We start from the raw sequence: 25916 nt of genomic DNA, 5'->3' as shown, positions 1-25916 counted from the left end.
TGAGCAGTCTGCTGACGTATGTGGCTCAACGGCGGGCCGACTTAACACCTCAGGATATCAGTGCCTTGGGCGTTCTGCCCAATGGGGGAAGCTGGTGTGTGCTCGACAACAGGGGGCAGACGGAACCTCAATTGTGAGTGTTGGTTCCGCTGCGGAAAGGGAATACAAAGTGCGATTTAGTTCTTTCTTGAAATGTGCCGTATCGTCCGCGGTCGTTGGAATGGTGGTCACCGGGGGGGTGGCTTATGCAGAGCCTGACGATGAACCGGCAGCAGACGAAACTTCCGTCCAGGAAAAAGTCATCATCACCGGCTTGCGGGGTAAAGCGCGGTCCGTCATGGATTCTCCGGTTCCGGTAGATGTTCTTAGCTCGGACGAAATATCCGACGTGCCGTTCACGGACGCCAACGATATCATCAAGACGCTGGTTCCGTCTTACTCGCTGGCACGTCAGCCGATTTCGGATGGCGGCACATTCATCCGCCCGGCCACATTGCGTGGCATGCCGACCGACAAGACGCTTGTTCTGGTCAACTCCAAGCGCCGTCACCGCGCCGCTTTGGTGCAGATCGGCGGTTCCGGTACGCAGGGTCCGGATATCGCAACCATCCCGGCTATCGCTCTTAAGAGTGTTGAGGTTCTGCGCGATGGCGCTGCAGCCCAGTACGGTTCGGATGCCATTGCCGGCGTTATCAACTTCATCCTGAAGGACTCGCCGGAAGGTGGTTCCATCAGCGCAGACTTCGGTCAGTACTATGAGGGCGACGGCTTCAACACGACCCTTGCTGGCAACTTCGGTCTTGCGCTTGGCGACAATGGCTTCGTCAACGTTTCGGCCGAATACTCAAAAGCGGATATGACCGTTCGCGGCGAACAATATTGTGAAAGTTGGGTCTGTGTGGACGTGAACAGCCCGGACTTTGCTCCAGGTGATACTTCCATCGCCGGGTTCGATCTGGACTCCTTCATCGCCGGCCTCGACAGCGCTGACTATTCCGGTTCTGGCGTGGTTCAGCCTTGGGGTCAGCCAAACGCCAAAGCGTTCCGTACCTTTGTGAATGCTGGCTATGACTTTGGTACATTCGAGCTTTACGGGTTCGGCAACTACTCGAACTCAGAAGCTGACGGCAGCTTCTTCTATCGTTATCCAGGTAACGGCACGATCGAAAACATTCGCCTTGAGGATGGTTCGCTCTGGTCGTCGCTCTACCTATTCCCGGGCGGCTTTACCCCGCGCTTCTTCGGTAACGTCATCGACTATTCCGGTGTCGGTGGTGTGCGTGGCGAGTGGGACAACGGTATCACCTATGATTTCAGCGGCCGTCTTGGTCATAACGAGATCAAGTATACGCTGAAGAACACGGTCAACCCGTCGCTCGGAGAAATGTCACCGACGAGCTTCCATCCGGGTGACCTGATCAACGAAGAAATGCAACTGCAGGCCGACTTCTCGAAGGAATTTGAAACTGGTCTGGCCAGCCCGCTGCTTTTCGCTTTCGGTGCCAGCTACCTGGACGAATCCTACGAGCTCGTTGGTGGAAACTACGAGTCCTACATCGATGGGCCTTACTCGCTTCCGGATCCGTACGGTTTCTGTGACGCAGGTGCGCCGACCGCTGCAGGTGCAGCCGTCATCGCGAACGGCTCCACACTGGATTGCGCTGACTCCTCCGATCCCGTCTACACGGCGCTCGGTGTGGGTTCGAACGGCTTCCCGGGCTACTCACCGGAGTTCTCTGGTGAATATACCCGCGACTCCTACGCCATCTATGGTGATCTGAGTGCTGACGTAACCGACTCCCTGTTCCTGCAAGGTGCTCTGCGCTTTGAAGACTATTCGGACTTCGACTCCGAACTGGTCTGGAAACTGGCTGGCCGTTACGAATTCACGCCGGCTTTCGCGGTGCGCGGGTCAGTCGGTACGGGCTTCCGCGCTCCGACACCGGGTCAGCAAGGTACAACCAACGTGTCGACCCGCCTCCCGAATGGCTTCCCGGTTGCAACCGGTCTGTTCCCGGCAGGCGGTCCGATCGCTGGCGCACTGGGTGCCGAACCGCTTAAGCCAGAGAAGTCCACCAACTACACGCTGGGCTTCACGTCTTCCTATGATGCCTTCTCGCTGACGGTCGACTTCTACCAGATCGACCTGGAAGATCGTGTGAACGCGATCTCGACGCAGGATGTGTCAACGGATCCGACATCCGGAACCGCGTATGACAACTATCTCGCCCTTGTCGGTGCTGGGGTTGTCGGTGCTGAATCGATCGGTGGCGTGTTCTACTTCACCAACGCATTCGACACGAGCACAAAGGGTGTCGACGTGGTCGGTACCTACTCCAAAGATTGGGCAAACGGGTCTTCGACCAAGTTCACCGCATCTGTGAACTACAACAAGACCGAGTTCGACAGCGATGTTGGTAGCCTGTTTAACGATGAAGACCAGTATGACTTCGTGAACTACGATCCGAAATGGCGCGGCGTGTTCTCTGTGACGCATGACGTCGGCCCGTACAGCTTCCTGGCACGCGCTAACTACTACGGTGAGTCGACGAACTCTGACGGTTCGAACGCTCCGCTGCGCTATCAGGATTATGGCGCGAAGGTTCAGGTGGACCTTGAGGGATCCTTCCAGGCTTCTGAAGCGGTGAAGATCTCGCTCGGTGCGCGTAATGCCTTCGACCAGTATCCGGATGAAGCGGAACTCGGCGACAGCTGCTGTGGCCGGATCTATCGCTCCGGTGACATCATCGACTGGCAGGGTGGCTATTACTACGTCAAACTGCAGGCCAACTTCTAGGTCGGCATGAAATCCGCCCGCCTCGTGATCGGGGCGGGCGACATTTTCGCGGGGAGGGGTATCGCTACCCCTCCTTGCATCTTCGGGAAGAGGCGCTTTGACAAGCCTCAATCAGGAAACGCAGATCAGAATGTCTGGCAATAAATTGCGGCACGCATCCGCCGTCCGCGAACCGCTTCTTGTCTTCGAGGGATCAACCTTTCGGAGTGTTTTGGTTCCTGCTGCTTTGTGCGGCGCCATAGTCTTCGTGTTTTCGCACATTGCGCCAGCGAATCTCCTTCTCGAGTATTCGCTCGAGATCTATGCAATTGCCGCGGCGGCAGGCGTGACAATTTCTTTCCTGACTGCCCTCTTGAGCACCAAAGCTGCCCACCAATTCAACGTCGCAAGCGCCACAACGGCAATTGCTACCCCTTCGGTCGCAACATCCGGCATAGTCCTGTACAATAGGCGGACAGGATGATGCTGCCATTCGCAATCAAGCGGACCTCAAGGATTCAGTTTCTTTTCAACCCAAAGGCTACAGGTAATTCAGAATATGGCTTACGATATTTCCAGACGTTTTCTTCTGGCTGGCGCGACCGGCCTCGGTGTAGCAGGCGCAACAGCCTGCGCGTCGGGCGCATCCGCGATCGCGGAAACCACAGAGGCTGCCTTCCCGCCTGAGAAGGTCGCTGTTGAAAACCCCTACCTCCTCGGTCCGCCGGAAGGCGTGGCGCTTCTTTCGCGCAACGAGAACCCTTACGGCCCGTCACCGTCCGCGCTGAAAATGATCGAATATGCCGGTTCGAAAGGCGCCTATTATGCTTCGCAGGATGCGGTGAAACAGCTGGCAACGATGATTGCCGAAAAGAACGGCGTCGCGCCGGAGCAGATTGCGCTGACCACCGGCTCGGGCGAAGCGCTGTCGGCGATAGCAATGATCTATGGTCCGAATGGCCCGATCGTTGCGCCGCGTCTGTTCTGGGATACGACGGCCCTCTATGCCGCCCGTCTCGGCATGGCGACCATTGACCGTGTGCCGCTGAAAGCGGACATGACAACCGACCTCGAAGGTATTGAGGCGAAGGTCACGACCGAAACCGGCCTCGTCCAGCTCTGCAATCCAAACAACCCGACTGGCCTCGTGGCAGACGCGGCGACGCTGAAAGCCGCTGTGACTCGCATGGCTTCCAAGACGATGGTTCTGGTCGATGAAGCCTATATGGAACTGGCCGACGATCCGGAAGGAAACACCTGCATCGGCCTGATCAAGGACAATCCGAATGTGATCGTGTCTCGGACCTTCTCGAAGATCTACGGCATGGCCGGTATCCGCATGGGCTACACGATCTCTTCGCCGGAAGTTGCCCAGAAGATTCAGGCAACGGCCATGTCCTGGTCGCCGTGCACGTCGTACGCAGCGGCCATCGGTTGCTACAATGACGAGGAATTCCTGGCTTATTCCAAGGCGAAGGTCAAAGAAGCTCGTGAAATGATCACGACCACGCTAGACACGCTCGGCCTCGAATACCTGCCGTCGCAGACGAATTTCGTCTTCTTCAAATCCGGCAAGGCAGCCAACGACGTCCAGAAAGCGTTCGCTGAGCAGAAAATATCAGTCCGCGGACAATACATGGATTATGTCGACTGGACGCGTGTCTCGACCGGCAAGATCGAAGACGTGGAACGTTTCTGCAAAGCGCTCCCGGCCATCGTGGGTGCATGATTGGAGGACGGCGCCCCGGCTCCGGGGCGCCTCCATCGCTCATCTGAAACATCTGTCAAACAGATTAGGGCGAGGCGGTTCAGATCGCTTCGCCCTTTTTCTTGGGCATCAGTCCCAGCTTTTCAGCCCGGCGACCGCCTGATCATGGATCTCGTCGGATATGCGGATGACATTGAAGCGCCAATCCGCTGCCTTTGGATAAAAGCGTTCGACCAGTTCGTTCCGCACAGCGTCCACCTGCGCCGGATCAGCCTTGCCTGATCGGTGCATCAGCCAATTGTCCATTACCAGGGCCAGCAGCATTTTCTCGACCTCATAGGTACCCCATTCGATCGTCAGGTTCACCAATTTAGCAGGATTGAACTTCTGGATCTCGGCTCGCAAGCCTTCCAGCAACAGCCCGTTGTAGAAAATGGAAACGCCGTCGACCACGTCGTCACAATGGATGGCGTGGTCCGGCCACCAGGCTGAGAGTAGGCTATACGTATCTGATGTTTTCGGCTCATCCAGAATGAAGTGGGCTTGTCCGTATTCGCCGATGCCGGTGTGCCAGTCGATGTGCAGGATTCGTTCTGCCTGGCCGAGATGGGCGCGGGCGATCGCAAAAAGGGTTTCGCCTGACCAGCTAAGCGCTGTACCGCCAAAGCTGAGCCCGTCCGGATGGTTGAACTGGCCAGATGTAATACCGGTCAGAGCGGCATTCATGCCCTTGCTCTCCGTCAGTGCGTGAAAGCCCTGCACGAATCTGTCGAGGCCTTCATCGTCCATGGTGGCCGCAAGCAGGAGTTCGTGAATGTCCACATAGTCCGGATTTGGCGGAAGTGGCTTCCCCCGGTCCGGAAAGTTTCTGTTCAGATCAATTCCGTTTTCATTGATCCTGTGCGCCCAGGCCCACCCATAGGGATTGATGGCATGGATAAGCAGAGCGGCCATATCCTCTGGCAGTTGCCCGGGGCCACTCCTGTCGAGCCAGCGAAGGATAGTGGCTGCCCCAGCAGCAGCTTCCAGTCCGTGTGTGCCGCAGCTGAAGACGAGGACGCGCTTGGCATCGCGCGATCCATACCACACGGCATCAATGGAAAGGTCTTCGGCCGAGGGCCCCTTCAGGGTTGGATGCACATGGCTCTGGATCTCCAGGCCGTGGCGCTGGCAGAACTCGAAGAACTTCTGGCGTCCTTCTTTGTAGCTGGCAGAAAAATACCGGGAAAGTTCCACATCAACAGGGGGCATGATGCGGATCCTTCCCGGTATCGAGTCAGAGCAGGTGAATTAGAAGTTCACAACCAGTTCAGCGCCGTAGGTCCGCCCGATGTTCGGGTGGTTTACCAGCGTTCCGAAGAAATCGCGGAAGTCATCCACCAGACCATCTTCGTCGGTGAGGTTGCGGCCCCACAGATAGGCTTCGTAACGGCCATCATTGCTCATGAGACCGATGCGGCCGTTCAGCTGAGTCATCGAGTCGATATAGCCGAACGGCACCACCTGGGTGGAAGCAAGCGTTTGCGTCTTGATGTTGTCAGCGGTGGTGAAATAGCCATCCGAATAGGTCATGTCGAGGCGCGTCAGAAGGGTCGAGTCAATCGACGGGATATCCCGCGTATAGACCGCGCCAAGAGAGGCGCTCCATTCAGGCGCGTTGATCAGATCGTTTCCGGAAGCATCCGAACCTGCAGTGCCGCCGCCCGGGAAGGAGTCGAACGTGGCATCCAGGTAACCAGCGGAGCCTTGCAAGGACAGGTGATCCGTGGCCTGAAGGTTGAATTCTGCTTCCAGACCCTGGGTGATAACTTTTGCTGCGTTGGTGATACGGATCGATGTCCGGCCTTGGCCAAGGTCAACAAACTGGTTCACCTGATAGTCGCTGTATTCGGAGTAGAAGGCTGCGAGGTTCAGTGTGAAGCGGCCATTCATGAAGGTATTCTTAAGGCCGACTTCGTAAGCATCCACGGTTTCCTTGCCGAATTCCAGACCGGAGTTTGCCGCCAGTTCGTCCTCGTTGATGTAGTCGAGGTTGAAGCCGCCGCTTTTATAGCCGGATGAGTATTTGGCGTAGAGGTTGCTCTGGTCGGTCACGGCATAGCTGAGGCTGATTGCCGGCGACAGGAAGCTGTCGCTGCGGTCATTGATCAGCGGTGTCGGAGCGGTCGTGGTGTCACCGGGTGCCACATTGGTGGAACCAATACCAAAGACGCCCGAATTCCGGCCATCAAGCAGCCAGTTCACGCTCTTGTCTTCCGTGCTGTAGCGCACGCCGAAACCGAGGGTCCAGCGGTCATTGAAGTCGTAAGACCCATTGAAGTAAGCGGCGAAACTTTCCGTTTCGACACTCCCGCTGTTGGTGACTTTCGAGCCGAGCGGGCCGAAGCCAACCAGCGAGGAGATGAATGCCAGCTGTGCCGGTGTCAGGGTCGCCGGATCCAGATTCAGGAGAGGGGCCACGCTGGGCGCAATGACCGGCTGAATGAAACCTTCGAGGAAATTATCGCCGAGGGTCACATCCCGGACCGTGTCAGCATCTTGCTTGTAGTAGTAGAGACCGCCCATGTAGGTGAAGGCGCTGTCAGACGGGGAGATCAGCTGGAACTCCTGGGTCGTCTGTTTGAATTCATCACCATAATCGACATAGACGATCGAGATAGGCGCATAGTCGGTGGCGTTTGAGTAGGACGCATCCGTGTTACGGTAGCCGGTGATCGACTTCGCCGTGAAGCCGTTCTGGAACTCATAGGTCAGGTCCATCATCGCGCCGGAAACGTCACGTTCTTCGGTCGGGTCGAAGTCGAAAGCGACCTTGCGCGGTTCCGGGGCAAACGGCGTGATCATGACGCCGTACGGGTCCGTCAGAGGTTCGCCGACCAGGATTTTGTTGTCAGCCGACAGGCCATCATAAGCGAGATTGATTTCGAACTGGTCGCTCGGCGTGATGCGCAGCTGGGCGCGGTAGGCCAGCACGTCCTTGGTGTCGAGTTCGTTGCCGGTCGTGATGTTGTCGATATAGCCGTCGCGGTCGGTCTTGGAGATCGAGACTTTTGCGGCGACCTTCTCGGAAATCGGCACGTTCAGCATGCCTTGGAATTCACGCAGGTTGTAGTTGCCGACATTGGCGCTGAGCTTGCCGAAGAAGCGGTCTTCCGGCTTTTTGGTCACCAGGCTGACAGCGCCAGCCACGGTGTTTTTGCCGAACAGCATGCCTTGCGGGCCGCGCAGCACTTCAACACGTTCCAGATCAAGCAGTTCCTGGTTCACGGCCGGGGACTGACCCATGTAAACGCCATCGACATAAACGCCGACGCGGCTGTCAAAGCCAATGTTGCGGGAGGCCGAGCCGACGCCGCGGATCGTGATGACAGACCGGAAGTCGTTGTGTCCCGAGATTGAAACGTTCGGAATGTATCCGGAGATTTCCGACAGTTCGCGGACGCTGGTTTGGTCAATATTGTCGTCGCCGAAGACGGACATGGCGATCGGCACTTCCGAAAGTTTTTCGGCGCGGCGGGTCGCCGTAACGACGATGCCTTCATAGACCTTCACGTCGTCTTCCTGCACCGGGCTGGTTGTTTCAACCGTGTCGGCCGTTTCGCCCTCAGCTTGCGTTTGGGCGGAGGCGGCGGCCCATGGAGCGGCTGCCAGAATCAGGCAACTTGCGCCCATCAGCAGTTTAGACGTCTTCATCTTGTTCTTCCCTTTAAATTCGGATGTCGGGCTTGGGGTAAACCCCGGTACCTGCGCGCAAGCAGGCACTTCCAAGCCTTGCCCGAAGAAGTTAATTGAATTAACATTAATGTGTCAACGCGTCATGGTGACGGCGGTCCGGGGAATTGCAGCGAATGGCAGGTGGCTTGAAAACATCGACCAGCCGCGTCCGCAAAAAGGCGGGATACCACCATGGCGATCTGCGGAATGCGATCATCGAGGCCGTTGCCGGGCTGATTGCGAAAAGCCACTCGCTGGACTTCCAGTTAAAAGAAGTTGGCGAGATGGTTGGGACATCCGTTCCGGCAATCTACCGGCATTTTGAGAGCAAGCAGGACCTGCTCGTCGAAACGGCGATCGCAGGGTACGTGCTGCAGGAAAACTATCGCACTTATGCGCTCGAACAGGCGGGTAGCATGACGCTCTCGCGGCTGCTGGCCGTCGGTTACGCCTATGTTCACTTCGCCCGCTCCCATCCCGGTTATTTCCTGTTGATGAAAAGCATGGAAACTGAGGAGATCCTCTCTTCGGAAACCTATCAGGCGCAGCGGCACAAAACGATCCAGTTGATGGATGATCTGGTCACCGAGTGTTTCGGCGCAAATTACTTTATTGATGTCGAAAAGGATCTCGTGCTTGCCGCCCTGCAGGCAGCTGCGTTCGGCATTGCGAACCTCTATACCGCCGATCAGCTTCGCTATGTCGCTCCGACCCTGATCGGGCAGGAAGACGTCGTTGCCCGGCTCTTCAAGATCAGCCTGCGCGCCGTGCTGAGTGAAGACGGAATTCACGCCATTGAAACAGCCGTAGGCGATCCGTTCAAATAATCCGCAATCAGCCCTGAGTGAGATTCAGCATGACCACAACAACCCAGCCGACCATCGGGATCAATGAGGTGCTTGCCACTTCCTTCGTGAATGCGAAAGCGCCGCCGGCCGCCACGCTGGACAATACTGCATTGCTTCTGATCGATATCCAGCATCTGGCGGAGCCATCTTACCATCTTAAAAATGCTGTTGCGGCAGGCCTGCCTGAAGATGCTGCCCGGGCAGCTCTAAGTGATTATGAAGCCCGGTTTAATGCCGCAGTAGTCCAGGCTGCACGTGTCCTGAACGCGGCCAGATCGACTGGAATCCCGCCGATCCATGTGAAAATCCAGGCCCTGTCAGACAAGGGACGCGACACTAGCCAGCTACATAGCCGCCTCGGCTGGTGCTTCCCGCCCGACAGCCCAGCGGCCCAGTTCCTCGAGCCGACCAAACCGAATGCCGATGAAATCGTCATCACCAAGACAGCCAGTGGTGCGTTCACAGGCACAAGCCTCGACACAACGCTACGCAATATGGGGATTGAGCACCTGATCGTCGTGGGCTTCCTGACGGATGAGTGCGTGGAAACCACAACCCGTGTGGCTCTCGACTATGGCTACATCACCCGCGTGGTTCGCGATGCGACGACGACCTACCACCTTGAATCCTACGACGCGACCATTGGAAAGCTCGCGTCCTACGGCTTCGCGCTGACCGCAGATGAAGCCATGGCGGAATTCGCGGCCCTGTCCGCGGCGTCCTAGGATCGCATTACCCGGAAGGAGGGAAGAGCATATGGGAAAACTGACGCGGCGCGCCCTGATCGGCGGCGGACTGGTCGCTGGCGCAGGCGTGGCGTACGGCGCTTACTGGCTGAACAAGCGGCCTGCGCCGGCGCCTCTTGGTTTTGAGGTTTCCGAGGAAGAGAGAGCAAACGCGATCGCGCTGTTGGACAAGTATCCGGCGATCGACAGTCATGCCCACCCCGGACGGACTTTTGCCCGCGGAGCCTCGGGCCTCGCACCGCTTCTGAAAGTCTACAAGGCTCAGTCCGGCTTCGAACGCCGGACAATCGGCGATATGCGCGAAGGCCACTTGGCGGCGGCTTGTTTTGCTGCAGTGTCGGACTTCAATGTTCTGAACCTTGCGAAAGGGAAGGGTCTCGAAGCCCGACGACCTTTCGAGGAAGGAGAGGCCTGGCAGAGCTACAAGATCCAGATCGGTAATCTCAAGAGGCTTGTGGAGCAGGGGCTCGTCTCGGAAATGCTGGCACCCGGTGCGCTGGATTCAGCGCGGGCCTCCGGCCGGCCTGGTGCAATCTGGACGGTGGAGGGCGGAGACTTTCTGGAGGGCTCAACGCAGCGCGTGCGTGAGGCCTACCAGGACGGCGTCAGATCCATCACACTGGTTCATTACCGGACGAACGGTCTTGCTGACGCCATGACCAATGAACCGGTTCATGATGGCCTGACCTCTGAAGGCGATGCAATCGTTCGGGAGATGAACCAGCTGGGAATGGTGATCGACCTGTCACACATGGCCGAAGCCGGGGCGTTTCGGGCTTTGGAACTCAGTACTCGGCCGGTCATGTTCACGCATACGCATATCAGTTCGGCCCACTCCTATCATCCGCGCTTCATTTCGCTTGAACTGGCAAAAGCGGCCGCTGATTCAGGGGGCATCATCGGGGCATGGCCGACAGGGATCGAAATTGGGGATCTTGCCGGCTTCGCCGACCGGATTTTCCAGTTAGTGGACATGGTCGGGATCGAACATGTCTGCCTCGGGTCCGACATGGATGCGAACTACAAGCCCGTATTCGACGACTACAGGCGCCTGCCGGACCTGGTGGCGCTGCTCAGCCGAAAAGGCATGAGCGAAATGGAACTGGCTGCGTTTCTTGGCGGTAATTTCCAGCGGGTGTGGAACGCAAACCAGATCACTTGATCGATTCAATTTGAACGGAATACGATCAGGCTAAAATGCCTGTGGTACTGTCGGGTCAGATTCCAAGTACGGGCTGAAACAGACGCAACAGAGGATTCGCAAACCTCAGCTTTCCTTCGTCGACAATGAGGGAAATGCACGGGCCGTCATCATCGATCCGCAGATCATGCATGCAACCTTCGTCTTCCTGGTGAAGGTCACCGGGACCAAATTGCTGTGAACCGGACTTGTATCCGCCCGCAAGAACCAGCGTCCATTCCTGTCCGCTGTGGGAGTGACGCGGCACTGGAAGGCCTGGCCGTGCGCGCAAGAGATAAAGCCGTTCGCCCCGATTGTTCCGGCCAAGCCGTGCCTGCTGAACGCCCAGGCCCGCACTTCGCCATTTGAGGCGGCGGCCGGATCGCCGGATGTAATCAGCAAGCGGTGAGGGCATCCATTCAGGCTGACTGTCTTCTTCGTGGGTGCCGGTCGAAGCTGCATGAACAGCGGTTTCGGCAGCTTCCTCTGTATCTAGACGAGCATTCAGGCGGGAAAGGAAATCATCTGACATCGCTGCAGGCTTCGCGCTTTCCAAAAGCACGCCCGCCACATGGTCATCGGTTATAAAGGCTTCCCGAACATACGGATTGATGTCTGCCTGACAGGTCAGCAGAAGTTGCTTGAACGGCGAGAGCGATCCCGCTGACTGCATGGCCAGCCAGTCGTCATCAACCGTGACCGGCAGGGAGTGTGCCGAGCTCATGGTTCATCCTTTCGATAGGCTTCAAGTGTCGTTCTCAGTTTCTTCAAGGGCGCCCGGATCCGGCTTTTCACTGTTCCGATGGCTATGCCGGTGCGTTCTGCGATGGCGCTGTGGGAGAGGCCCTCAAAAAAGGCGAGGTAAAGCATTTGCTTTTGTTCTGGCGGCAGGGTCGCAAGTGCATCCCTCACGGCTTGCGCGGCCTCGGCTTCTTCGAGCCCGGCGTGTGGCGAATCTTGAGGCGCGTCAGCCAACTCGATCATGTCTTGAGGCGCAGTCGGCTGCAGCCGGTCGTGCTTCCGTTTGTGGTCGATCCAGCGATTGCGTGTCATCCGGTAGACCCATGTTGAAAAACTGGCCTTCGTACTGTCGTAGCTCGCCGCCTTCTGCCAGACCGCCGTCAGGACATCCTGCACGATATCTTCGGAGGTTGAATCGCCTTCGCCGCGGTGCATTAGCCAAGCCTTGAGGCGAGGGCCGTAATGAACGGCGAGCGTGTTGAATGCCTCGCGGTCAGCAGAAGTGACCACGCGTGACATCAACTCGCTATCCACAGCGGAGCGGCCAGGAAGGGCGCTCACTTTGGCCGGGCTTTTCGACTTGATGCCATCAATGGCTCCTGACTGAGCGGACGTCACAAATCGCATTATCGACTCCTTTGTTGCTTTTACGCAAATGCCGGCTGACTGGATCATTCAATCCGGCAGGCGCGCTGCTGCGTATCTCTTGGAGTAAATCGGAGAACGCCCATGCCATTTGATGTCGCCGCACCTGCCAGCCGCCATACTGCGGACACATCAGAAGGCCGCCGCCCCAAAGTCGCTATCATTGGAACAGGCATTTCAGGCCTTTCCGCTGCATGGGCCCTTCAGAACACCTGTGACATCACAGTGTTTGAGAAGGCGGACCGGATAGGTGGTCATACGGCGACAGTGATTGTGGATGCACGGGAGGGACCAGTTCCCGTGGATACCGGGTTCATCGTTTTCAACGAACCAAATTATCCGAACCTCACGGCACTGTTTGAACATCTGGGAGTGCGCGCCAATCCCACCCGAATGAACTTTTCGGTCTCCATTCCGGATGAGCGTATGGAATATGCCAGCCATGGCATGGAAGGGCTGTTTGCCTGGCGCCGGAACATGGCCAGCCCGCGCTTCTATTTGATGCTGAAGGATATTTTGCGCTTTCATGCGGCGTCATACGAACTGGCAAAATGCGAACGGGGCCGGTCGATTGGGGAGTATGTGGCCGAGGAACGTTATGGCCGCGCTTTCGTGGACTATCACCTTTTGCCCATGGCGGCGGCGATCTGGTCCTGTCCGGTTTCGATGATCATGGATTTTCCGGCGGCAAGTCTCGCTCGCTTCTTCGTCAATCATGGCCTGGTCAGCGTCCGCCCGCAGTTCCCGTGGCAATCCGTCGATGGCGGCAGTGCGTCTTATCTGGAGCCGCTGACAAAGGGGTTTGCGGATCGCATTCGCTGTAGCGCAGGCATTCGCTCTGTAAAGCGGACCGGGAGCAGCGTCCGTATCGATTTCGAGACAGGGGCGCATGAAGACTTCGATGAAATCGTTTTTGCCTGCCACGCACCCGACGCTTTCGCGCTGCTGGAAGACGCCGACGAAACGGAGGCCGGTATTCTGTCTCGTTTCAGAACTCAGCCGAACCGCGTTATCCTTCACCGCGACAAGAGCCTGATGCCTGAGCGGCGTGCGGCGTGGGCGGCCTGGAATTATCGCGCCAAGCGAAGCGACTCTCTTGAGCTGTCGGTGACTTACTGGATGAACAGCTTGCAGCGGATCGAGACCAACACGGATTATTTTGTCACTCTAAATCCGGAACAGGAGCCTGCCGCAGAGAAGGTAGAGCGGGAGTTCGTTTACAACCATCCTGTCTTCGATGGCCCTGCCATGGATGCGCAGCGGGAAATCTGGTCCATCCAGGGCCGCCGCGGCACATGGTATTGCGGGGCGTGGCAAGGGTACGGTTTCCATGAGGATGGAATCCAGTCCGGCCTGGCGGTCGCTGAACTGCTGAGCGACTGGAAGCGGCCCTGGGCTTTCGATTACCGGCAAGAGCGCCTTTCGCGTGCGGACGCCGGAAGGGTGCCTGCGTGAAACAACCGGCGCAATACTATACGGGGCAGGTGAGTCACAGGCGGTTCGGTGAGATCTCGCATGTTTTGCGCTACCGGATTGCCTATCTCCTGCTTGATCTGGACCGGCTGGAGGAAGCGGGACGTCTGGCGCGCTTCTTCAATATTGGCAAGCGCGGCCTGATAAGTTTCGACCCGCGGGATCATGGAGATGGCGATACTGAGGACTTGGGGACCTGGGTTCGTACATTCGTCGCCCTCCAGGGTGTCCAGGAAGATGTGTCCAGAATTGAACTCCTGACTCTACCGCGGATGTTCGGCTATGTGTTCAATCCGGTCTCGGTCTATTTTCTCTACGATCAGGCAGGGGAGGTACATCATGTGCTCTATGAAGTCGGCAACACCTTCGGTGAGCGGCATTTTTATCTTTGTGCGGCAGACCTGAGTGACGGGCTTTGCCGGCATGAGTGCGACAAGGCCTTCTATGTCTCTCCCTTCTTCGATCAGCGCGGCCGCTACGAATTTATTGTCCGGCCACCATCCGACAAAGTCGCGCTCTCGATATCCTATCGTGACGGCGGAATGGATCGGATGTCCGCGCATCTCGCCGGGAAGGCAAAGCCAGTCACGACAAGAACCACGCTTGGATTATTGGCAAAATTTCCGTTCATGACGCTGGGCGTCATCGCAGGAATCCATTGGGAAGCGTTCAAGCTGTTTTTGAAAGGCGCCCGTTACCACCGGCACGGTCCAGAACGCCTTGCACCTGGCGCAAGCCTGGGACGCGAAACTGCGAAGCCGCCGAAGTGGACGCACTCCAGCGACCCGGCTGTCTGACCTCAGCGTATCCTGAATTTCAGAATTTACACCGATATTTTCTCAGCGGTGTTCAGCCCCGACTTTGACAAAAGATCAAACAGATGACATTTCGAGTGTCATTATATGAGTCAGGGGTAGACATGCCGGATTGGAAAGCGAGCGGTATCGTTCGGAAAAGTTTCGTATGGCTGGGTGGGGGGATTACCGCAGCCATCGCTTTCTTCGGTACAGGCCTGGCCGCCGAGGCCCAATCGGAAGATACGCGGCCCAATATCGTCCTCATCCTGGTCGATGATGCGGCGTTGATGGACTTCGGCATCTATGGCGGAGAGGCGCGTACACCGAACATCGACGCGCTCGCCGCGCGCGGCGCCATGTTCCGGCGGCATTATTCATCTCCGCTCTGTTCGCCCTCGCGGGCCATGCTCCTGACCGGCATGGACAATCACATGACCGGCATCGCAACGATTCCCGAAGTGCTGCCGAAGGAACATGTCGGTCAGCCCGGCTACACGATGCATCTTGAACCGGGCGTCCTGACTCTCGCAGACAGGCTGAAGACGGCCGGATACCGGACGCTGATGTCCGGTAAATGGCATCTCGGCAGCGGCGCGGGTGACCTGCCCAACGCACATGGATTTGACCGGTCTCTGGCACTGGATGCATCCGGTGCCGATAACTGGTCGCCTAAGCCTTACATGCCGTATTATCAAAAGGCGCCCTGGTATGAGGATGGAGCGCCTGCGGAGCTGCCGGACTCGTTCTACTCGTCCACCATGATCGTCGATCACATGATCGATTACCTCGATGAGGGCGATCAGGATCAGCCATTCTTTGCCTATGTGGCATTCCAGGCAATCCACATTCCAGTCCAGGCGCCTCCGCAACTGACCGCAGGATATGATGGTATCTATGACCAGGGGTGGAATGCGCTGCGGATCGCGCGTTGGCAGAAGGCGAAAGACATCGGCTTGATTCCTGAGAGTGCGCCGCTCGCCGATATGCCGGAAGAGATGCGCGCATGGAACGATCTCTCCCCGGACGAACAGGCACTCTATGCGGCCCGAATGCAGGTGAACGCCGCCATGATGGAGGCCATGGACATCGAGATTGGCCGGCTCATGGAGCACCTTGAGCAGACCGGTCAGTATGAAAATACAGTCTTCGTCGTGACGTCCGACAATGGACCGGAACCATCGCGCGGCGATGAAGACATCCGCTTGTCGATCTGGATGAAGATGCATGGCTATCACATCGGCATCGATGGCATCGGGGAGCAGGGAAGCTGGGGCTTTATCGGTCCGGAATGGGCGATCGCGGCGGCGTCCCCCAATAACATGTTCAAATTTCTTGGATCGGAGGGCGGCCTTCGCGTGCCGCTGGTCATGGCGGGGCCCGGCGTGCCGGAAGGAGAGGCCGTCGATGCCCGGACGGTTGTGACGGATATCGCGCCAACCTTGCTGAAATACGCGAGGATTGAAGCACCGGATAACATGATGACCGGGCGCAGCCTGGGGCCGATACTGTCCGGTGCACAAGCAACGGTTTACCAGCCGGACGATGTGATCGGAATGGAAGTATCTGGCAATTCCGCCATCCTGAAGGGCCGCTGGAAGATCACCCGCAATCAGAAACCACATGGCGACGGCCAGTGGCGCCTGTACGACATCGAACAGGATCCGGGAGAGACAAAGGATCTGAGCGAGGACGAGCCGGATGTCTTCGCGGACATGCTGGATGAGTATCAGGCTTACAGCAAGCGTGTCGGCGTTCTCGAAGTGCCGGAAGGCTATAGCTCTTTGAGAGAGATCACGCGCAATACAATGGCGCGTCAGTTCAAGGCCTACTGGCCACAACTGCTGGTTCTGCTCATCGGCGTCATCACGATTGCCGGCTTCCTAGTCTACTTCGTCCGGCGCCTCATCCGGCGTTGACCCGGCGATCTTCTATTGACCCGGAAATAAATGACAGGAAGAGTGCCAATAAATAAGTGAAAAGACCCGGCACGCGGGCAGGGAGGAAACATGGACGTCATACCTGACGATCGCCTGAAGCTGATGGGCGCGCCCGGTTCGCCGTATACACGCAAGATGCTGGCTTTGTTGCGGTATCGCCGGATTCCCTACGCGGTTCTCTGGGGCGGGCACCAGAATCCTCCGCCGGGCCTTCCGCAACCGAAGGTGAAGCTGTTGCCGACTTTCTATTTTCCTGATGGAAGCGGTGATGTTGAGGCCGTTGTCGATTCCACACCCATCACCCGCCGGTTGGAACGGGACTATGCCGGCCGGAGTGTCATTCCGGAAAATCCGGCACTCGCTTTCCTGAATGAGTTGATCGAAGATTATGCGGATGAATGGCTGACCAAGGCCATGTTCCACTATCGCTGGTATTTCGAAGCAGACCGCGACAATGCTGCGCCTTTGCTCGTCTACTGGTCCCTGCCGACGCTTGCCGCGCCGGATGCGCAGAAAATGGCGGACATGTTCAGTAAACGGCAGACTGAGCGGCTTTATGTTGTCGGCTCGAATGACGTCACCGCGTCGACCATTGAATCCAGCTATCTCCGCTTCATCGACCTTCTGGATGCCTTGTTGCAAGGCGCGGGCTACGTGCTCGGCGCACGGCCCTCTTCAGCAGATTTCGCAATTTATGGACAGCTCACGCAGCTCGCCATCGTGGAGCCGACCTCTGCAGCTTTGACGAGCGCGCGTTCAGCTCGGGTCAGGGCCTGGCTGGACCGGGTGGAAGACTTGTCCGGTATAGAGCCAGAAGACGGTGACTGGTTTACCCGTGAGAAGGCGGAAGAACGGCTTAAACCGTTGCTTCGCGAAATAGGCCGGGTCTACCTCCCATTCCTCAAGGCCAATGCCGCGGCTGTCATCGCCGGGAAGTCCGAGTTTGAAACGGAAATAGATGGTCAGGTCTGGAAACAGCCGACATTCCCGTATCAAGCCAAATGCCTGAAGCATCTACGTGAAGAAGCCACTGCGCTTCCCGCAGCCGCTCGGGGTGAAGTCCAGCAGATTCTGTCCGGTACGGGCTGTGAAGAATTGCTCAGTTAGGCGCAGGCAAACATGCTGAAAAAAATTCTCATCGCAATTGCCACGCTTCTGGTCGCTATTGCCGGACTTGCCTGGTTCAACAAAAAAACCGTGATCCTGTTTCTGGTTTCACATACCGGCCGAGTGGACGTGGCGCCTAATCAGGAGATTGCCTGGGATCAGGGGCCAGAAGGTCGGCAGGCCGACAAATTGGAAGGCCCACCGAACATCGTTTTCATCGTGGCGGATGATCTGGGCATCAACGACATCTCGACGTTCGGCGGCGGCGTGGCAGGCGGGCTTGTTCCCACCCCGAACATCGACCGACTTGCTGCGCGAGGCGCGATATTCCAGCAAGCTTATGCTGGCACAGGAACCTGCGCGCCTTCTCGTGCGATGCTGATGACCGGGCGCTATCCGACCCGTACAGGTTTTGAGTTTACGCCAACGCCGGCCGGCATGGGAGGTATCGTTTCCAGGATTGGAAACGACATGGACAACGGTCTTCCTCCGATCCTCTGGAACAAGCAGGCGGATGAGGGCGGTGTGCCGTTTGAAGAGCAGGGCTTGCCGGGCGAAGAGGTGACTGTTGCTGAGCTGTTGAAACAGGCTGGGTATCACACGGTCCATATCGGCAAATGGCACCTGGGGCGCAGTGAGGAGTCGCGCCCAACCGCGCAAGGATTTGATGAAAGCTTACTGATGGCGAGTGGCCTTTATCTTCCGGGCGATGATCCGGATGTGGTCAACGCCAAGCTTGACTTCGATCCCATTGACCAATTCCTCTGGGCACGCATGCAGTACGCGGCATCGTTCAATAACAGTGAATGGTTCGAACCGGGTGGATATCTGACCGATTACTGGACCGACGAGGCCAGCAAGGTGATTGAGGCAAACCGTAACCGCCCGTTTTTCCTCTATCTGGCTCATTGGGGTGTGCACACACCGCTGCAGGCCACTCAGGAAGACTATGATGCCGTGGGAGACATCCAGCCGGAGCGCTTGAGAGTCTATGCGGCGATGGTGCGTGCGCTCGACCGGAGTGTCGGCCGCATCATGGATAAGCTGGAGGAAGAGGGGCTCGCGGACAATACGGTCATCGTCTTTACGTCAGACAATGGCGGCGCGGGGTATATCGGCTTGCCGGAGGTGAATGCCCCATACAGAGGGTGGAAGATCACCCTGTTCGAGGGTGGAATCCGAGTACCGATGTTTGTTTCCTGGCCCGGAAAAATTGCCGCTGATACCACGATAGAGACCCCCGTGGCGCATGTGGATCTGATGCCAACCCTGGCCGCAATCGCGGGGGCGGTCTTGCCGGCGGGTGTGGAGATTGATGGCGAAAACCTTCTGCCAGAAGCGACAGGGAGCGGGCACGTTGAGCGGCAGGATGATGCGATCTTCTGGTCCAGCGGATACTACCGTGTCGTACGCGCTGGCGACTGGAAGCTGCAAGTAAATGGGCGGCAGGAGAAGTCCTGGCTGTTCAATCTGGCGGATGACCCTACGGAGCAGGTAAATCTCGCGGATTCCATGCCGGGCAAGGTGGCACAGCTTCAGTCCCTGATCGATGCGCATTGGGCGAATGCGCGGGAGCCTCTCTATCCTTACATCGTGGAGAGCCCGATCATGGTCGACAAGACTGCGGCAGACCGGTTCGAGGCTGGGGATGAATATATCTACTGGCCAAACTGACCGATCAGGGCTGCACATCCCGGGCGATACGGAAGCCGATGTGATTTGACGAGAAATCGGTCTCCTCCGGCTGGCGTGCGGCTGGGCGGTACCGGCGGCAGAAATTCTCTGCGCACAGATAGGAGCCGCCCTTGATCGTGTTCGTTCCGGGGCCGTAGGGCGTGTCTGTCCACTCCCACACGTTTCCGATCATGTCGAACATGCCGGCTTTGTCCGGACCGAAACACCCGACCGGCGAGGTGCCCTTGAAGCCATCAGCACCTGTATTGGCGATGGGGAAGATGCCCTGCCAGGTGTTTGCGATTGGCCCACCGCTTTCGGTATATGCACCGGAGTTGGAGCGCGCCGGATCAGGCAGGCCGAGAGATGCTGCATATTCCCATTCGGCCTCTGTCGGCAGCCTGCCATCGGCCCACTCGGCATAGGCGTGGGCATCTGCGAGAGATACATGAACGACCGGGTGGCGTTCACGCCCGGCTATACTGGATCCCGGGCCTTCCGGTGACTTCCAGGTTGCCCCGGAGACGAGCTTCCATGGGTATTTCCCGATGGAGCCTTCCGCAGACTGGAACACAGCAGAACCTGCACCTACTCCGCCAGCCGCTGCGCTACGTTCCGCGTCGGTTACATAACCGGTTGCTTCAACGAAGCGAGCGAACTCGGCATTCGTTACTTCATGAGACAGCAGGTCAAATGCATCTATGTGCAAAGTAAGGGGGGGGGACTCTTCCGGATAGACCGGATCCTTTCCCTTGTCGAAAGATCCGGGTCCGAATGATATGAATGTGCCCAGTGCGCCAGGCGCGAGGCCACATGTCTCGGATGACGTCTTCTGATCAGATGGTCCACTGCAGGCAGTGGCCATCACAGCCGCAAGTATGAGACTGTGCGTCAGCTTCATTCTGCAGCGGCGATGAGCGCATCCAGCATGGCTTCGAGAGTCGCGGTGGCCTTGGCCCGTGAGAATTCCTGGTCCTGACGCAGGCGCCGCCAGGTGTCGAAGCTCAGCGCAACATCAAAGGCGATTTTCAGCGGTTCATTTTCCAGCACTTCCTTGGGAAGTGCGAGGGACAGCGCAGCCGTTTCGTGCGCCACAAACCTCTTGTGATTGGCCATCAGGAATTCTGACCGGAAGCGCCGGACGCGGGCGCAGATCCGGACGGGCATGATGTCTTCGAAGATGCGGATGCGGCGCCCCATCATCTCCTTGACGCGATCCTGCCACGCTTCCGTTGTCAGAGGCTTGGCGATCTCGGGCAGGATGCGGGCCTCCATCTGTCCGGACATCTCGCGGTAGAGCGTGTCGACATCGTCGAAATGGCGGAACACGGTCCGGAGGCCAACGCCGGCCCGTTCCGCAATGCTGGCTACGCTCGGGTCGTAGTCACCCTCGCGAACCAGTTCCATCATGGCGGTCACGATTTTCTGCCGGTTGCGTTCAGACCTGAGCCTGCGGCCATCCGAGACGTGGGTTTCGTCTTGCGTGGTCTGGTCTGTCGCCATGTCTATTTCCCTGCCAATGCTATCGGACGCTGAAAGCAAGCCGAATGCCGTCAATTATCCCCACAATCAGAAGTCCAGAATAGACAGGTTGGGTCTTGAGGAAAGCTTCCCGCTGCTGACGAAACTGCGCGAAACGTCATTTTTGCTCCTGAATCAGGTTTTTCGCCCATGGGGACTCCTGCTGAGCTGCGGGTAAGACAGTTTCGATGTTCAGTTGCCCCTTCAGGCCAGCGGAGCGGTGGACGGCGGCTTCGCGCCATTCCTCCGACAGGGACATGCGCACCATGTCCGCGCGGGTGGGATACATGGCGATGGCGACTTCGTCCCAGAGCTCCTCCACTTCGCCGAGCGCGAGGAAGGTGACATCCGCGGCGAAGACCGCCCGCCCGCCGAATTTCGGCAGGATATCGGCCACCGCCCGGCCGTAGATCATGTAGGCATCGCGTCCGGAAAGGTCCGTCTCGCGGCCATCGTCATACTCGGCTTTTTCCTTGAATTTCAGTAGGTTGACCATGAATATCGGGCCGTCAGGGCCTTTCTCCAGCATCTGTGTCATGCGGGCGGGGTCGGATGGGAAAACTTCGTTCCGGACATCCATGGGCATTGCCTCCGATTGATGTGTTTCGGGAAGCCTAAATAATTGACATAAGGACTGTCAATATATTTCGGGCCGCAGGTCGCCCGCTTAATGGAAATCCCGGCTCGGCGGGATGACGCGGACATTGCGCGGATGGCGCCCGCCAGAGGGGCGCCTGGCGGGGCCCTTGCGCGGCGCCACAGGCCGGCGGACCTCGTCCGGCCGCGCCAGCACCCCGTTCAGCGGATCACGCAGCACATCTTCCGAAAGCAGGGACAGGTCCTCCGTACAGTCGATCAGCCGCTCGGCCACGATATGGGTGACATTGTCGGCAGACTGGACCCGGCCGACCACATGCAGAAACCGCGCACGCATCACGACCGGACGGAACCGTTCCAGCACGCGCGGCCAGACGACCAGGTTCGCAATCCCGGTTTCATCCTCCAGCGTGACGAAGACGACCCCGCTGGCAGATCCGGGCCGCTGGCGCACCAGAACGAGGCCGGACGTCTCCACCCGCTGGCCGTTCCGCCGCCCGGTTGCCTCGGCGGTGGAGACAATGCCCCGCCGCGTATGCGCATTCCGCAGGAAGTGCATCGGATGGCCCTTCAGCGACATGCGATGCGTCTGGTAATCCTGCAGCACATGCTCCGATGGCGGAACCTGTGGCAGCTCCACGTCCGCCTCCGCGCCCTGTTCGGCGAGGTCGGCCGCCGCAAACAGGGGCAGGGCATGGCCCGGCGCGTCGCCGCGGATCTTCCAGAGGGCATCGCGCCGCGACAGGCCCATGGAACGGAAGGCATCCGCCGCCGCCAGCCGTTCCAGCACGGCGCGCGTCAGCCGGGCCCGGCGTGTCAGTGCGTCCGGGCTGGCATAGCCTGCGCCCCGGTGCAGCATCAGCTGCTCCATGTCGGCCTGCCGCAATCCGTCCACCTGCCGGAAGCCGAGGCGCACGGCGAACAGGCCGGAGGCATGCTCCACCGGCTCCAGCGTATTGTCCCAGTCGGAATGGTTCACATCCACCGGGCGGATCTCGACGCCATGCTCCTGCGCATCCCGCGCCAGCTGGGCCGGGGCGTAGAAGCCCATGGGCTGGCTGTTCAGGATGGCGGCGCAGAAAATGTCCGGATGGTGACATTTCAACCAGGACGATACATAGACGAGCAGCGCGAAGGAGGCCGCGTGGCTTTCCGGGAAGCCGTATTCGCCAAAGCCCTTGATCTGCTCATAGCAGGACCGGGCAAAGGCCGGGTCATAGCCCCGATCGATCAGGCGCGAGACCAGCATCTCCTCGTAATTGTGGATCGTGCCGAGGTGGCGGAAGGTCGCCATCGCCCGGCGCAGGCCGTTCGCTTCATCGGGCGTGAACTTTGCTGCATCGATGGCGATCTGCATGGCCTGTTCCTGGAACAGGGGCACGCCCTTGGTGCGCGCCAGGATCTGCTCCAGTTCGTCCGGCGGGCCGTGTTCCGGGGCGGGGCTCGGGAAGCGCACGGGTTCCGTTCCGTTCCGGCGGCGCAGATATGGGTGCACCATGTTGCCCTGGATCGGGCCGGGCCGCACGATGGCCACCTCGATCACGAGATCATAGAAGACGCGCGGGCGCAGGCGCGGCAGCATCGCCATCTGCGCGCGGCTCTCCACCTGGAACACGCCGATACTGTCGGCCCGGCACAGCATGTCATAGGTCGGCTGATCGTCGGGTGGAATGCTGGCCAGCGTATGGTGGATGCCCTTGTGGCTCTCCAGCATGTCAAAGGCCTTGCGGATACAGGTCAACATGCCCAGCGCGAGCACATCCACTTTCATGATGCCGAGCGCGTTGATGTCGTCCTTGTCCCATTCGATGAAGGTTCGCTTATCCATGGCCGCATTGCCGATGGGCACGGTCTCGGTGAGGGGGCCCTGCGTCAGCACGAAACCGCCGACATGCTGGGACAGGTGGCGCGGGAAACCGATCAGCTGCCGGGTCAGGAGGATGGCGCGGCGGATCAGCGGGCTGCGCGGGCTGAGCCCCGCCTCGACGATGCGCTTGTCCGGCATGGCATCGTTCCAGCTACCCCAGACGCCATTGGCCAGCGCGCTGGAAATATCCTCGCTGAGGCCGAGCACCTTGCAGACCTCGCGCACAGCGGAGCGGGAGCGGTAGGAAATCACCGTTGCCGTCAGGGCGGCGCGGTGGCGGCCATACCGTCCGTAGACATACTGGATCACTTCCTCGCGGCGCTCATGCTCGAAGTCGACATCGATATCCGGCGGCTCCCGCCGCTCCCGCGACAGGAAGCGTGCGAACAGCAGCTTGGTCAGCGTCGGGTCCACGCTGGTAATGCCGAGGCAGTAGCAGACGGCGGAGTTCGCCGCAGAGCCGCGCCCCTGGCACAGGATACCCTTGCTGCGTGCCCAAGCGACGATGTCGTGCACGGTCAGGAAGTAGGGCGCATAGGAAAGCTCCTCGATCAGGGCCAGCTCTTCTTCCAGCTGCCGGGAAACCTGATCCGGAATGCCATCCGGATAGCGGCTTGCCGCGCCCTCCCAGGTCAGCTTTGTCAGATGGCTTTGCGGCGTTGCGCCGGAGGGAACGGGTTCGTCCGGATATTCATAGGCCAGTTCGTCCAGGCTGAAATTGCAGCGTTCCGCGATCGCCTGCGTCTGTTCGATAGCGGCTTCGAAGCCCTGGAACAGGCGGGCCATTTCGGCGGGGCTCTTCAAATGCCGTTCCGCGTTCGCTTCCAGCCGGTAGCCTGCGGTGTCGATGGTGCAGTGTTCGCGGATACAGGTCAGCACGTCTTGCAGCGGGCGGCGGTCCGGCGCGTGGTAGAGCACGTCATTTGTGGCGACCAGCGGCACGCCGGCACTGGCGGCGAACTCCGCCAGCCGGGCGATACGCTCGCGGTTGCGGCCGGAATAGGTGTAGCGCGCGGCAAGGTAAGTGCGGCCCGGCGCGGCGGCGGCGATTTCGCGCAGCGTATCGGAAAATTCCGCAGGCGGAACAGCAGGTGGCATGACGATCAGCACCTGTCCCTCGCTGGCGGCAAGGATGGTCTCCAGCGTCAGATGGCACTCGCCTTTCGGTACGTCCGGTTTCATCTTGCCGTCTGACAGGAGGCGCGACAGGCGGCCATAGGCCGTCCGGTCCATCGGGTAGGCCAGGATCTCCGGTCCCTCCAGCGGCACCAACCGTGCCCCGACCAGCAGCTTCAGCCCGGCCTCCTTCGCGGCGGTATGCGCCCGCACGACCCCGGCCAGCGTGTTGCGGTCCGCGACCCCGATGGCCGACAGGCCCAGCTCGGCGGCCCGCTGCACCAGTTCGGCGCCATGGCTCGCTCCCCGCAGGAAGGAGAAGTTCGTCGTCACGGCGAGCTCTGCGTACCCGCTCATGCCAGCAGCCCCTGCATGAACCAGTCCGGGTGGCTGCCGCGCCTGTCATCGTAGAGGCCTTCGCGGAAGATCCAGTAGCGATGCCCGTGCTCGTCCTCGACGCGGTAATAGTCCCGCGCGCGGGGCATGGCCTGGACCCCGCTGCCGGGCGTCGGCAGGTGGGCCCACCATTCCGGCGCGATCCGCTCGGGCCCGTCGGCCTTCACCACGCGGCGCACCACCCGGCGCCAGACGAAGCGCAGCGGCGGCCCGTCCGGTACTTCGGCTACGGCATCGATCGGCTCGGGCCGGTCCAGCATACGGATGGGGCGCAGGCCAGGCAGCGTGTCGGGCGGAGGCGGGGTGTCCTCGGTCGGCTGGCCGGTGAAGGGCACGCGACGCTCGGCCATGTCCGGTGGGTGGCGGGCCTCCGGCTGGATGATCATGACACGGGCCTCGCCTAGTCGTGCCTGGATCCGGTCTGCGAGCGCGGAAAGCATGCCTAAGTCCGTTATAGTCATGGCAAGATCAGCGGATAATGGCTGGCTTCCGGCCTCCATGGGGGCGGTTCTGAGGGCTTCCAGCAGCAGGAGGTCGATGCCGAAACCGGGGTCAATCCGGTCCAGCCGCTCCCGGAAAAGGCGCAGCACATGGGCCGGTTTGCGCACCGGCCGCGCCATGTTGACGGTCAGGCTGCGCGTCTCGCCATCGGAACGAAGTGCATAAAAAACAAAGCCTTGCGCGCCGAGTCCATGGGCCGACAGCTTCGCGCACAGCTCCTCCGTCAGGCGGCTCAGGCCCTCGCTGATCCCGGCGCTGTCGCTCAGCGGTTCCGGGCAGGGCAGGCGGGCGGCATAGTCCGGCGGCGCCCGCAGCGGGGCAAACGGCTCGGCCCGCGCACCCAGCGCCTGATCCAGCCGCAGCATCACCGCCTCCACCGCTTCGCGGGACTGGAAGCGCCGGGAAAGTGCTTTGCGATCAATGCTATAGAGCTGCCCGATCCGCGTCAGGCCAAAGCGGCGCAGCAGGGTCAGCACGGGTCCTGACAGCCGCAGCGCCCGCACCGGCAGCGCCGCCAGCCCCGTCCGCTCGGCCCCTGACGGCAGGATCACCGGCGCCCCGTCCTCCGCCAC

The 25916-nt window shown here is 59.4% G+C and carries 19 protein-coding genes; 10 read left to right on the top strand and 9 right to left on the bottom strand.

The window, feature by feature from the left end:
- Nucleotides 1-220 precede the first annotated feature (220 nt).
- Both HY17_RS12880 and HY17_RS12870 read left to right on the top strand, forming a co-directional pair.
- A complete protein-coding gene (locus HY17_RS12880; RefSeq protein ID WP_051600071.1) occupies nucleotides 221-2797 on the top strand; it encodes a TonB-dependent siderophore receptor in 2577 nt (858 codons plus the stop codon).
- Nucleotides 2798-3335: 538 nt separating this feature from the next.
- Nucleotides 3336-4505 carry a histidinol-phosphate transaminase gene (locus tag HY17_RS12870; protein WP_034767178.1) on the top strand — a complete coding sequence of 390 codons (1170 nt, stop codon included), beginning with the start codon at nucleotides 3336-3338 and terminating at the stop codon, nucleotides 4503-4505.
- 108 nt (nucleotides 4506-4613) lie between these two features.
- On the opposite strand, the gene HY17_RS12865 is transcribed toward HY17_RS12870, so the two are convergent.
- Complete coding sequence (locus tag HY17_RS12865) at nucleotides 4614-5735, bottom strand: DUF2817 domain-containing protein (protein WP_034767175.1); 1122 nt, start codon at nucleotides 5733-5735, stop codon at nucleotides 4614-4616.
- Between the two features lie 39 nt (nucleotides 5736-5774).
- Nucleotides 5775-8177 (bottom strand): TonB-dependent receptor, encoded by a 2403-nt coding sequence (locus HY17_RS12860; protein ID WP_051600070.1) that lies wholly within the window; start codon nucleotides 8175-8177, stop codon nucleotides 5775-5777.
- A 155-nt stretch (nucleotides 8178-8332) separates the two neighbouring features.
- Here HY17_RS12860 and HY17_RS19505 point away from each other — a divergent pair, with 155 nt between their 5' ends.
- The 3 genes from HY17_RS19505 to HY17_RS19500 are packed head-to-tail and all read left to right on the top strand — an operon-like array spanning nucleotide 8333 to nucleotide 10954.
- Nucleotides 8333-9025 (top strand): TetR/AcrR family transcriptional regulator, encoded by a 693-nt coding sequence (locus HY17_RS19505; RefSeq protein WP_051600069.1) that lies wholly within the window; start codon nucleotides 8333-8335, stop codon nucleotides 9023-9025.
- Nucleotides 9026-9054: 29 nt separating this feature from the next.
- Complete coding sequence (locus HY17_RS12850; RefSeq protein ID WP_051600068.1) at nucleotides 9055-9771, top strand: cysteine hydrolase family protein; 717 nt, start codon at nucleotides 9055-9057, stop codon at nucleotides 9769-9771.
- 31 nt (nucleotides 9772-9802) lie between these two features.
- A complete protein-coding gene (locus HY17_RS19500) occupies nucleotides 9803-10954 on the top strand; it encodes a dipeptidase (RefSeq protein ID WP_051600067.1) in 1152 nt (383 codons plus the stop codon).
- Between the two features lie 55 nt (nucleotides 10955-11009).
- Here HY17_RS19500 and HY17_RS19495 read toward each other — a convergent pair whose 3' ends face one another.
- Together HY17_RS19495 and HY17_RS12835 are read right to left on the bottom strand one after the other, a co-directional pair.
- Nucleotides 11010-11696: a cupin domain-containing protein gene (locus HY17_RS19495; RefSeq protein ID WP_051600066.1), complete on the bottom strand. Its 687-nt coding sequence runs from the start codon at nucleotides 11694-11696 to the stop codon at nucleotides 11010-11012.
- The gene (locus HY17_RS12835) at nucleotides 11693-12388 is read right to left on the bottom strand and encodes a sigma-70 family RNA polymerase sigma factor (RefSeq protein WP_051600065.1); all 696 of its coding nucleotides are present in this window, start codon (nucleotides 12386-12388) and stop codon (nucleotides 11693-11695) included. Before HY17_RS12835 ends, HY17_RS19495 begins: the two co-directional genes overlap by 4 nt.
- Before the next feature lie 54 nt (nucleotides 12389-12442).
- Between HY17_RS12835 and HY17_RS12830 the strand changes: the two genes are divergently transcribed.
- From HY17_RS12830 to HY17_RS12810, 5 genes are all read left to right on the top strand, one after another.
- Entirely contained in the window at nucleotides 12443-13813 is a 1371-nt protein-coding gene (locus HY17_RS12830) for an NAD(P)/FAD-dependent oxidoreductase (protein WP_051600064.1), read from the top strand.
- A complete protein-coding gene (locus HY17_RS12825) occupies nucleotides 13810-14628 on the top strand; it encodes a DUF1365 domain-containing protein (protein WP_051600063.1) in 819 nt (272 codons plus the stop codon). The genes HY17_RS12830 and HY17_RS12825 overlap by 4 nt, the downstream gene beginning before the upstream one ends.
- 122 nt (nucleotides 14629-14750) lie before the next feature.
- The gene (locus HY17_RS12820) at nucleotides 14751-16544 is read left to right on the top strand and encodes an arylsulfatase (protein WP_081813135.1); all 1794 of its coding nucleotides are present in this window, start codon (nucleotides 14751-14753) and stop codon (nucleotides 16542-16544) included.
- A gap of 90 nt (nucleotides 16545-16634) precedes the next feature.
- Nucleotides 16635-17672 (top strand): glutathione S-transferase family protein, encoded by a 1038-nt coding sequence (locus HY17_RS12815; protein WP_034767173.1) that lies wholly within the window; start codon nucleotides 16635-16637, stop codon nucleotides 17670-17672.
- A gap of 12 nt (nucleotides 17673-17684) precedes the next feature.
- A complete protein-coding gene (locus tag HY17_RS12810) occupies nucleotides 17685-19346 on the top strand; it encodes a sulfatase (protein ID WP_175354501.1) in 1662 nt (553 codons plus the stop codon).
- Between the two features lie 4 nt (nucleotides 19347-19350).
- Here the strand turns inward: HY17_RS12810 and HY17_RS12805 are convergent, their stop codons facing one another.
- The 5 genes from HY17_RS12805 to HY17_RS20400 form a co-directional block, all read right to left on the bottom strand.
- Nucleotides 19351-20211: an SUMF1/EgtB/PvdO family nonheme iron enzyme gene (locus HY17_RS12805; RefSeq protein WP_081813163.1), complete on the bottom strand. Its 861-nt coding sequence runs from the start codon at nucleotides 20209-20211 to the stop codon at nucleotides 19351-19353.
- A 32-nt stretch (nucleotides 20212-20243) separates the two neighbouring features.
- Entirely contained in the window at nucleotides 20244-20849 is a 606-nt protein-coding gene (locus tag HY17_RS12800) for a TetR/AcrR family transcriptional regulator (protein ID WP_051600062.1), read from the bottom strand.
- A 136-nt stretch (nucleotides 20850-20985) separates the two neighbouring features.
- Nucleotides 20986-21447: a DUF1330 domain-containing protein gene (locus HY17_RS12795; RefSeq protein WP_034767171.1), complete on the bottom strand. Its 462-nt coding sequence runs from the start codon at nucleotides 21445-21447 to the stop codon at nucleotides 20986-20988.
- Between the two features lie 87 nt (nucleotides 21448-21534).
- A complete protein-coding gene (locus HY17_RS12790) occupies nucleotides 21535-24804 on the bottom strand; it encodes an error-prone DNA polymerase (protein WP_034767168.1) in 3270 nt (1089 codons plus the stop codon).
- On the bottom strand, nucleotides 24801-25916 hold a 1116-nt coding region (locus tag HY17_RS20400), incomplete at its 5' end, for a DNA polymerase Y family protein (RefSeq protein ID WP_197020281.1). The genes HY17_RS12790 and HY17_RS20400, both read right to left, overlap by 4 nt.

Source organism: Hyphomonas sp. CY54-11-8 (genome assembly GCF_000682735.1).
In the GTDB taxonomy this organism is placed as follows: Bacteria; Pseudomonadota; Alphaproteobacteria; order Caulobacterales; family Hyphomonadaceae; genus Hyphomonas.
The sequence above is the reverse complement of the archived record's forward strand: the minus strand, read 5'-3'. Positions and strand labels throughout refer to the sequence as shown.

Bases quoted from the DNA above. Each gene is read 5' to 3' on its own strand.
- HY17_RS12880 (WP_051600071.1), top strand. From the start codon at position 221: ATGGTGGTCACCGGGGGGGTGGCTTATGCAGAGCCTGACGATGAACCG.
- HY17_RS12870 (WP_034767178.1), top strand. From the start codon at position 3,336: ATGGCTTACGATATTTCCAGACGTTTTCTTCTGGCTGGCGCGACCGGC.
- HY17_RS12865 (WP_034767175.1), bottom strand. From the start codon at position 5,735: ATGCCCCCTGTTGATGTGGAACTTTCCCGGTATTTTTCTGCCAGCTAC.
- HY17_RS12860 (WP_051600070.1), bottom strand. From the start codon at position 8,177: ATGAAGACGTCTAAACTGCTGATGGGCGCAAGTTGCCTGATTCTGGCA.
- HY17_RS19505 (WP_051600069.1), top strand. From the start codon at position 8,333: ATGGCAGGTGGCTTGAAAACATCGACCAGCCGCGTCCGCAAAAAGGCG.
- HY17_RS12850 (WP_051600068.1), top strand. From the start codon at position 9,055: ATGACCACAACAACCCAGCCGACCATCGGGATCAATGAGGTGCTTGCC.
- HY17_RS19500 (WP_051600067.1), top strand. From the start codon at position 9,803: ATGGGAAAACTGACGCGGCGCGCCCTGATCGGCGGCGGACTGGTCGCT.
- HY17_RS19495 (WP_051600066.1), bottom strand. From the start codon at position 11,696: ATGAGCTCGGCACACTCCCTGCCGGTCACGGTTGATGACGACTGGCTG.
- HY17_RS12835 (WP_051600065.1), bottom strand. From the start codon at position 12,388: ATGATCCAGTCAGCCGGCATTTGCGTAAAAGCAACAAAGGAGTCGATA.
- HY17_RS12830 (WP_051600064.1), top strand. From the start codon at position 12,443: ATGCCATTTGATGTCGCCGCACCTGCCAGCCGCCATACTGCGGACACA.
- HY17_RS12820 (WP_081813135.1), top strand. From the start codon at position 14,751: ATGCCGGATTGGAAAGCGAGCGGTATCGTTCGGAAAAGTTTCGTATGG.
- HY17_RS12815 (WP_034767173.1), top strand. From the start codon at position 16,635: ATGGACGTCATACCTGACGATCGCCTGAAGCTGATGGGCGCGCCCGGT.
- HY17_RS12810 (WP_175354501.1), top strand. From the start codon at position 17,685: ATGCTGAAAAAAATTCTCATCGCAATTGCCACGCTTCTGGTCGCTATT.
- HY17_RS12805 (WP_081813163.1), bottom strand. From the start codon at position 20,211: ATGGCCACTGCCTGCAGTGGACCATCTGATCAGAAGACGTCATCCGAG.
- HY17_RS12800 (WP_051600062.1), bottom strand. From the start codon at position 20,849: ATGGCGACAGACCAGACCACGCAAGACGAAACCCACGTCTCGGATGGC.
- HY17_RS12795 (WP_034767171.1), bottom strand. From the start codon at position 21,447: ATGGATGTCCGGAACGAAGTTTTCCCATCCGACCCCGCCCGCATGACA.
- HY17_RS12790 (WP_034767168.1), bottom strand. From the start codon at position 24,804: ATGAGCGGGTACGCAGAGCTCGCCGTGACGACGAACTTCTCCTTCCTG.